This is a genomic window from Polaromonas sp. (assembly GCF_049790275.1).
Lineage (GTDB): Bacteria > Pseudomonadota > Gammaproteobacteria > Burkholderiales > Burkholderiaceae_C > Polaromonas.
This window is the reverse complement of the sequence record NZ_JBAQYR010000171.1, coordinates 35,477-42,624: the sequence shown is the minus strand read 5'-3', so window position 1 is coordinate 42,624 and position 7,148 is coordinate 35,477. Positions and strand designations below refer to the sequence as shown.

The following is a 7,148-nucleotide window of genomic DNA, read 5'->3' as shown; positions in this document are numbered from 1 at the left end:
GGCGCGGCGCAGGCCAGCTATATCGTGCCCGACCGCGTGGTGGACGGTTATGGGCTGACAGCACCCATCGCCGAACGCGTCAAGGCCACGGGTGCCGACCTGCTGGTCACGGTGGACAACGGCATTGCCAGCATGGACGGCGTGGCGCGCGCGCGCCAACTCGGCCTGCAGGTGCTCGTGACCGATCACCACCTGCCGGCCCTGCGCGACGGTGCCATCGTGCTGCCCGACGCCGACGTGATCGTGAACCCGAACCAGCCCGGCTGCACTTTCGAGAGCAAGTCGATTGCCGGCGTCGGCGTGATGTTTTATGTGTTGCTCGCGCTGCGCGCGGAATTGCGCAAGCGCGGCGTGTTCGACGCCACCACACAACCGAAACTCGATGTCCTGCTGCCCCTCGTCGCACTCGGCACGGTCGCCGACGTCGTCAGGCTCGATGCCAACAACCGCCGCCTGGTGGCGCAAGGCCTCAAGCGCATCCGCGTCGGCGCCTTGCCGGCCGGTGTGGCTGCCCTGTTCAGCGCAGCCGGTCGGTTGGCCGCTATGGCGACCAGCTTTGATTTCGGTTTTGCCCTCGGCCCGCGCATCAACGCCGCCGGCCGGCTCAGCGACATGACCCTGGGCATTGAATGCCTGCTGACCGATGACGCGGGCCGTGCCGATGAACTCGCCAAAACGCTGGACGGCATCAACCGCGAGCGGCGCGACATCGAAGCCGGTATGCGCGAACAGGCCCAGTACGCCGCCGACGCAATGATCGACGAGGGCGAGGTGCCGCCGCCGGCGATTGCCATCTTCGACCCCGATTTTCACGAAGGCGTGGTCGGCATCGTGGCCTCACGCATCAAGGACAAGCTGCACCGGCCGACCTTTGTGTTTGCCGCCAGCCAGGCGCCGGGCAAGGAACATGAACTCAAGGGTTCCGGCCGCTCGATTGCCGGCTTTCACCTGCGCGATGCACTGGACCTGGTCGCCAAGCGCCACCCCGGCGTGCTGCTGCGTTTTGGCGGCCACGCGATGGCGGCAGGCTGCACGATTGCCGAAGAACACTTCGACGTGTTCGAGCAGGCCTTGCAGCAGGTGGCGCACGAGTGGCTGGACGCCGCCACGCTGACGCGCCGCATCGACACCGACGGCCCGCTCGCGCCCGAATACCGCCGTGCCGACCTGGTCGACACACTGCACAAGGAAGTCTGGGGTCAGGGCTTTGCAGCGCCGACTTTCAGCGAGGAAGTGGAAGTGGTGTCGCAGCGCCTGGTCGGTGAAAAACACCTGTCGCTCAAACTCAAACACCAGGGCCAGCCGGTGGACGGCATCTGGTTCGGTCACACCGAGGCCTTGCCGGCCCGTGTGAAGCTGGCCTTCCGCCTGGACGCCGACGAGTGGCAGGGCGTCAAGCGCGTGCGTTTTCTGGTGGAAGCTGCCGAGCTCTGACAGGCTGGCCGGACTAGCACTTGTCTGACGGCCCCTCGTCAGGGCTGCCTACAGCCGCAGACTGAGGGCGCGGCCATGATTTGGACTCAGAAGGCGCCCACACCGGAACGCCATGCAGCCCGGAAAACCATGAACACCATCATTTACATCGTCGGCCTTGTTGTCATCATCGGCTTCATCCTGTCTTACTTCGGCTTCCGCTGAAATTCAGGCGTTTTATGCCTCCAGCCCAATAGGGGCGGGCGTAAACAGCTAGGAAACTGATAGCAACCGGGAATCAGGTCAGTATCGAATACTCGCCGCCGCGTTCTATGGCGCGCTGGTAGGCAGGCCTGGCGTGAATGCGGCGCAGAAAGTCCATCAGCCGCGGCCGGCTGTGGTTCAGCCCGCCGCGCGCGGCTGCGGCCTCCAGTACAAAACTCAGCTGGATGTCCGCGCCGCTGAACGCCTCTCCCGCGAACCAGGTGCTTTTGCCCAGCTCGCTTTCCAGGTAGTCCAGGTGCTGCCGGATCTGCGGCTCAACCAGGTTGCTTTTGACTTTGCGGCAAATGGCCTTTGCAATCGGCTTGGCAAAAAACGGCATGGGCGAAGTTTCTATCTTGTCGAACACCAGCTTGAGCAGCAGCGGCGACATGGCCGAGCCTTCGGCGTAATGCAGCCAGTAGTTGTAGCGCAGGCGCGCAGGTGTGCCGAGAGCCGGCGCCAGTTTCCCCGCGCCATAACGTTCGACCAGGTAGTCAATGATGGCGCCGGACTCTGCCAGGGTCAGATCTCCATCCGTCACCACCGGTGACTTGCCCAGCGGATGCACCTTGCGCAGCGAAGCCGGCGCCAGCATGGTCTGGGGGTCGCGCTCATAACGTTCGATCTCGTAGCCCAGCCCCAGCTCTTCGAGCAGCCAGAGAATGCGTTGCGAGCGGGAATGGTTGAGGTGGTGCACTGTGATCATGGCAAAAATCCGGTGAGTTCAGGGTGAGCCGCCATGGTAGGCGATTGCGCCGCTGGCACTGAAAACCGGCGACAGACCTGCCCCTGCCGCCGGCCCGGCCATGCCCTGGCACCCAGTGGCTACAGAGCAGAAAGCCTAAAATGAACCGGTGACCCCCAAAAACATCCTGAACGCCGACCTGCATTGCCATTCTGTCGTCTCGGACGGCACCTTGAGCCCGGAGGCGCTGGCCGAACGGGCCAAAACCAACGGCGTCGAGCTCTGGGCCCTGACCGACCATGACGAAATCGGCGGCCAGCACCGCGCCGCCGCAGCGGCCAGGGCGAACGGCCTGCACTACCTGACCGGCACCGAAATATCGGTGACCTTTGCCGGTGAAACCGTGCATATCGTCGGCCTCGGGTTCGATCCCGACGACGCGGACATGTTGCAGGGCCTGCGCAACACGCGCGGCGGACGCGAACAGCGCGCCATGGAAATGGCAGCCGGCCTGGCCCAGGTCGGCATCCGGGGCGCCTATGAAGGCGCATTGAAGTTCGTCGGCAACCCGGACCTGATTTCGCGCACCCACTTTGCCCGCTTCCTGGTGGAGTCCGGCGTCTGCAAGGAAACCTCCGAGGTCTTTCGCAAATACCTGACCGAAGGCAAACCCGGCTACGTGCCGCACCGCTGGGCCAACCTGCACGACGCTGTAACCTGGATCACCGGTGCCAAAGGCGTGGCGGTGATCGCCCACCCGGGCCGTTACAAGTTCACGCCGAATGAAGAGTACGCACTCTTCACCGAATTCAAGGCGCACGGCGGCCAGGCGGTGGAAGTCGTGACCGGCAGCCATTCCGCGCAGGAGTATGTGAAATACGCCGAAACCGCAAAGGAGTTCGGCCTGGCCGCCTCGCGCGGAAGCGACTTCCACAGCCCCGACGAAAGCCACACCGACCTCGGCACCCTGCCCTTCCTGCCTGGCCACCTCACCCCTGTCTGGGAGCTCCTGGAAGACCGCATCCAGTGAGCCGCGTTCCTTCCGCCCTGGCGGGCATTGCGCTGGTCATCGCAGCCGTCGCCTGTTTTGCCATGCTCGACACCACTACCAAATTTGTCAGCGCCAGCGTGCCTATTTTGATGGCACTGTGGTTCCGTTATTTTTTCCAGGCCGTGGCCACTACCGCCACCATGCTGCCCGTGCGGGGCTTGAGCGTGCTGCGCACAGCGCATCCGAAGTTCCAGTGTCTGCGCGGCCTGCTGCTGATGCTGAGCAGCCTGTTTGCCTTCCTGAGCCTCAAGTACATGCCGGTGGCCGAGTTCACCGCCATCGGCGCCATCGTTCCGCTGGTCATCACGCTGCTCGCGGCCACCGCACTCGGCGAGAAAGTCTCCGCCTTGCGCTGGTCGCTGGTGGTCGGCGGGTTTGTGGGCACGCTGATCATCATCCGGCCCGGTGGCGAAGACTTCACCTGGACCCTGCTGCTGCCGCTCGGCATGGTTGTCACCAACACCGGTTTCCAGGTCCTCACCAGCCGGCTGGCCCGAACCGAAGACCCGATCACCATGCACCTCTACACGGGCTGGGTAGGCACACTGCTGGTCTCGACCGCCCTGCCTTTCGTCTGGACAAGCCTGCCCTCCTGGTCGCTGTGGGGCTGGCTGGTGCTGATGGGTGCGGCGGCTACGGTCGGGCACTTCATGTTGATCCTGGCTTACATGCGGGCGCCGGCCGCCACGCTCACGCCGTACCTGTATGCACAGATTGCGTTTGCCATGGTCGGCGGCTGGATCGCCTTTTCGCATGTGCCCGACCGCTGGTCCCTGGCCGGAATGCTGATGATTGCCATCTGCGGCGCCGCCGGCGCCTGGCTGACCGCGCGCGAAAGCCGGGTACTGAACCAGTTCAACGTGCGGCCCGCAGAGTCCTGACATCATTGCGCCCTACCCACCATGGCCCAGTATTTCGAAATTCATCCCGACAATCCGCAAGCGCGCCTGCTCAAGCAGGCAGTGGCGCTGCTGACGCGCGGCGCGGTTGTTGCCGTGCCCACCGATTCGAGCTACGCACTGGTGTGCCATCTCGACGACAAGGCCGCGGCCGACAACCTGCGCCGCATTCGCGGGGTGGACGACAAACACCACCTGACCCTGCTGTGCCGCGACCTCAGCGAGCTGGCCAACTACGCGCGTGTGGACAACAAGCAGTTCCGCCTGATCAAGGCCGCCACGCCAGGGCCCTACACCTTCATCCTTGAAGCCAGCAAGGAAGTGCCGCGCCGCCTCAGCCATCCTTCGCGCAAAACCATAGGCCTGCGTGTACCCGGGCACAAAACCCTGCAGGCGCTGCTGGAGCTGCACGGCGCACCCTTGCTGGCCACCACCCTGATCCCGCCCGGCCAGACCGAGCCGCTGAACGACGCCAGCGAGATCCGCGACCAGATGGAGCATGACCTGGCGGCCGTTATCGACGCCGGCGCCTGCCCGCAGGAAGCCACCACGGTGATCGACCTGACCCCGCTGGGCCACGGCGACGATCCGGTCGTGATACGGCTGGGCCGCGGCGACCTCGCGGCCCTGGGCTTGTAGAACCCACGCTCGCTGCGCGTAGCCCCCTGCCCCGAGGTGGCTCTTCAGACCAGCCGGGGCCGCGGAACCGGCTTTGCCGGGCCGCAGGCGCAGCGGCCCCCTCGGGGGGCAGCGCAGTACGCGAAGCGACAAGCGTGGGGGCACACAGCCAATGAGACAATCCGGGTATGGATATCGCCAACCTGATTCAAACCGTTGCCATTTACGCGCTTCCCGTGCTGTTTGCCATCACCGTGCACGAAGCGGCACATGGCTACGTCGCCCGCTACTTTGGCGACAACACCGCCTGGATGCTGGGCCGCGTCACGCTGAACCCGGCCAAGCACATTGACCCGGTAGGCACCATCCTGATGCCGCTGCTGCTTTACTTCGCCACCTCGGGCGCCTTCCTGTTCGGCTACGCCAAGCCGGTGCCGGTGCAATTCGGCAAGCTGCGCAACCCCAAACGCGACATGGTCTGGGTCGCCCTGGCCGGCCCGGGTGCCAACCTCGTCCAAGCCCTGCTGTGGGGCATCACGTTCTACCTGCTGCAAGGCGCGGGCATCACCGAACCCTTTTTCCTCAAGATGTGCCAGGCCGGCATTCTGGTCAACATCGTCATGCTGGTGTTCAACCTGTTCCCCTTGCCACCGCTGGACGGCGGGCGTGTGCTGGTAGGACTGCTGCCCTGGAAGCAGGCCGAGCTGGTCTCGCGTATCGAACCCTGGGGCTTCTTCATTGTGATGGCGCTCGTGATTTCCCGGGTGATCACCGAGCTGTGGATGCGTCCGCTCATGACGCTGACCTATGCCCTTCTTGAAATTGTGCTGATGCCGCTGGCGATGCTGGTTCGATGATGATCATGACAAACAAACAAACTGCCGCTCCCCAACGTTTCCTCACCGGCATCACCACCACCGGCACGCCGCACCTGGGCAACTATGTCGGCTCCATCCGCCCGTCCGTGGCGGCGAGCACGGGCACAGGCGCGGAAAGTTTTTACTTCCTGGCCGACTACCATGCCCTCATTAAATGTGATGAGCCGGCGCGTATCCAGCGCTCGACGCTGGAAATTGCCGCCAGCTGGCTGGCCGCCGGGCTGGACCCGGAACGCGTCACCTTTTACCGCCAGTCAGACATTCCCGAAATTCCCGAACTCACCTGGCTGCTGACCTGCGTCACAGCCAAGGGCGTGCTCAACCGCGCCCATGCCTACAAGGCCTCGGTCGACAAGAACACCGCCGCCGGCAACGACCCCGATGCCGACGTCAGCGCGGGCCTCTTCATGTACCCGGTGCTCATGGGCGCCGATATCCTGATGTTCAAGGCCCACCATGTGCCGGTCGGCCGCGACCAGATCCAGCACATCGAGATGGCGCGCGACATGGGGCAGCGATTCAACCACCTGTATGGTGAACACTTTGTGCTGCCGCAGGCGCTGATCGAAGAGTCCGTGGCGCTGCTGCCCGGCCTGGACGGCCGCAAGATGAGCAAAAGCTACGACAACACCATTCCCCTATTCACCCCGCGCGAACAGCTGAAAAAGCTCATTGCCGGCATCGTGACCGACTCGCGCGCGCCGGGCGAGCCCAAAGAAGTGGAAGGCTCGGCCCTGTTCCAGATCTACCAGGCCTTTGCAAGCGAGCAGGAAACCGCAGCGCTGCGCCTCGCCTACAACGAAGGTATTGGTTGGGGAGAAGCCAAACAACTGCTGTTCGAGCGTATTGACCGCGAAGTGGCGCCCATGCGCGCGCATTACCAGGAACTGATGAACGATCCCGCAAAGATCGAAGCCATCCTGCAGGCGGGTGCGGACAAGGCCCGCCGGCTCGCCAAACCGTTCATGCGTGAACTGCGCGAAGCGGTTGGCCTGCGCAACCTGGGCGCCCAAGCCGCCTCCGCTTCCAGGGGAAAAGCGGCCAAATCATCCCTGCCGACTTTCAAGCAGTACCGTGAAACCGACGGCCGTTTCCATTTCAAGCTGGTGGATGTCAAGGGCCAATTGTTGCTTCAAAGCAACGGCTTTGACTCCCCCAAAGACGCCGCGCAGGCTATTGTGTTGCTGCAGACGCAAGGCGCCGGCGCCCTGCCAGGCCTGGAGGACAAACTGCAAGCTGTTCCCGGCGTAGCGACAGAGGCAGTTGAAGCAGCATTGCAGCAATTGATCGACGCGAAGAACTGACAAAAAGAGCAAGATGTGCCATTTGCTTCCCGCACT

Annotated in this window: 8 protein-coding genes; 7 read left to right on the top strand and 1 reads right to left on the bottom strand. The window is 63.9% G+C overall.

Features of this window, described 5'->3' with window-relative positions:
* Positions 1 to 1,434 (top strand): single-stranded-DNA-specific exonuclease RecJ (locus tag WA904_RS22050; protein ID WP_425199265.1); only part of this gene is annotated, 1,434 nt, incomplete at its 5' end.
* Between the two features lie 75 nt (positions 1,435 to 1,509).
* Positions 1,510 to 1,638 carry a hypothetical protein gene (locus WA904_RS22045; RefSeq protein ID WP_425199264.1) on the top strand — a complete coding sequence of 43 codons (129 nt, stop codon included), beginning with the start codon at positions 1,510 to 1,512 and terminating at the stop codon, positions 1,636 to 1,638.
* A 73-nt stretch (positions 1,639 to 1,711) separates the two neighbouring features.
* Here WA904_RS22045 and WA904_RS22040 read toward each other — a convergent pair whose 3' ends face one another.
* Complete coding sequence (locus WA904_RS22040) at positions 1,712 to 2,383, bottom strand: glutathione S-transferase (protein ID WP_425199263.1); 672 nt, start codon at positions 2,381 to 2,383, stop codon at positions 1,712 to 1,714.
* A 148-nt stretch (positions 2,384 to 2,531) separates the two neighbouring features.
* On the opposite strand from WA904_RS22040, the gene WA904_RS22035 reads away from it, so the two are divergent.
* The 5 genes from WA904_RS22035 to WA904_RS22015 all read left to right on the top strand — a co-directional run bounded on the left by WA904_RS22035 (position 2,532) and on the right by WA904_RS22015 (position 7,112).
* Complete coding sequence (locus WA904_RS22035; protein WP_425199262.1) at positions 2,532 to 3,392, top strand: 3',5'-nucleoside bisphosphate phosphatase; 861 nt, start codon at positions 2,532 to 2,534, stop codon at positions 3,390 to 3,392.
* Entirely contained in the window at positions 3,389 to 4,294 is a 906-nt protein-coding gene (locus tag WA904_RS22030) for a DMT family transporter (protein WP_425199261.1), read from the top strand. The genes WA904_RS22035 and WA904_RS22030 overlap by 4 nt, the downstream gene beginning before the upstream one ends.
* Before the next feature lie 21 nt (positions 4,295 to 4,315).
* On the top strand, positions 4,316 to 4,951 hold the full coding sequence (locus WA904_RS22025; protein ID WP_425199260.1) for an L-threonylcarbamoyladenylate synthase: 636 nt from the start codon (positions 4,316 to 4,318) through the stop codon (positions 4,949 to 4,951).
* A 167-nt stretch (positions 4,952 to 5,118) separates the two neighbouring features.
* Positions 5,119 to 5,787 (top strand): site-2 protease family protein, encoded by a 669-nt coding sequence (locus WA904_RS22020; RefSeq protein ID WP_425199259.1) that lies wholly within the window; start codon positions 5,119 to 5,121, stop codon positions 5,785 to 5,787.
* Positions 5,788 to 5,792: 5 nt separating this feature from the next.
* A complete protein-coding gene (locus tag WA904_RS22015; RefSeq protein ID WP_425199258.1) occupies positions 5,793 to 7,112 on the top strand; it encodes a tryptophan--tRNA ligase in 1,320 nt (439 codons plus the stop codon).
* The last annotated feature ends 36 nt before the right edge of the window (positions 7,113 to 7,148 follow it).

Coding starts and splice junctions, on each gene's coding strand:
- WA904_RS22045 (WP_425199264.1), top strand. CDS start 1,510: ATGATTTGGACTCAGAAGGCGCCCACACCGGAACGCCATGCAGCCCGG.
- WA904_RS22040 (WP_425199263.1), bottom strand. CDS start 2,383: ATGATCACAGTGCACCACCTCAACCATTCCCGCTCGCAACGCATTCTC.
- WA904_RS22025 (WP_425199260.1), top strand. CDS start 4,316: ATGGCCCAGTATTTCGAAATTCATCCCGACAATCCGCAAGCGCGCCTG.
- WA904_RS22020 (WP_425199259.1), top strand. CDS start 5,119: ATGGATATCGCCAACCTGATTCAAACCGTTGCCATTTACGCGCTTCCC.
- WA904_RS22015 (WP_425199258.1), top strand. CDS start 5,793: ATGACAAACAAACAAACTGCCGCTCCCCAACGTTTCCTCACCGGCATC.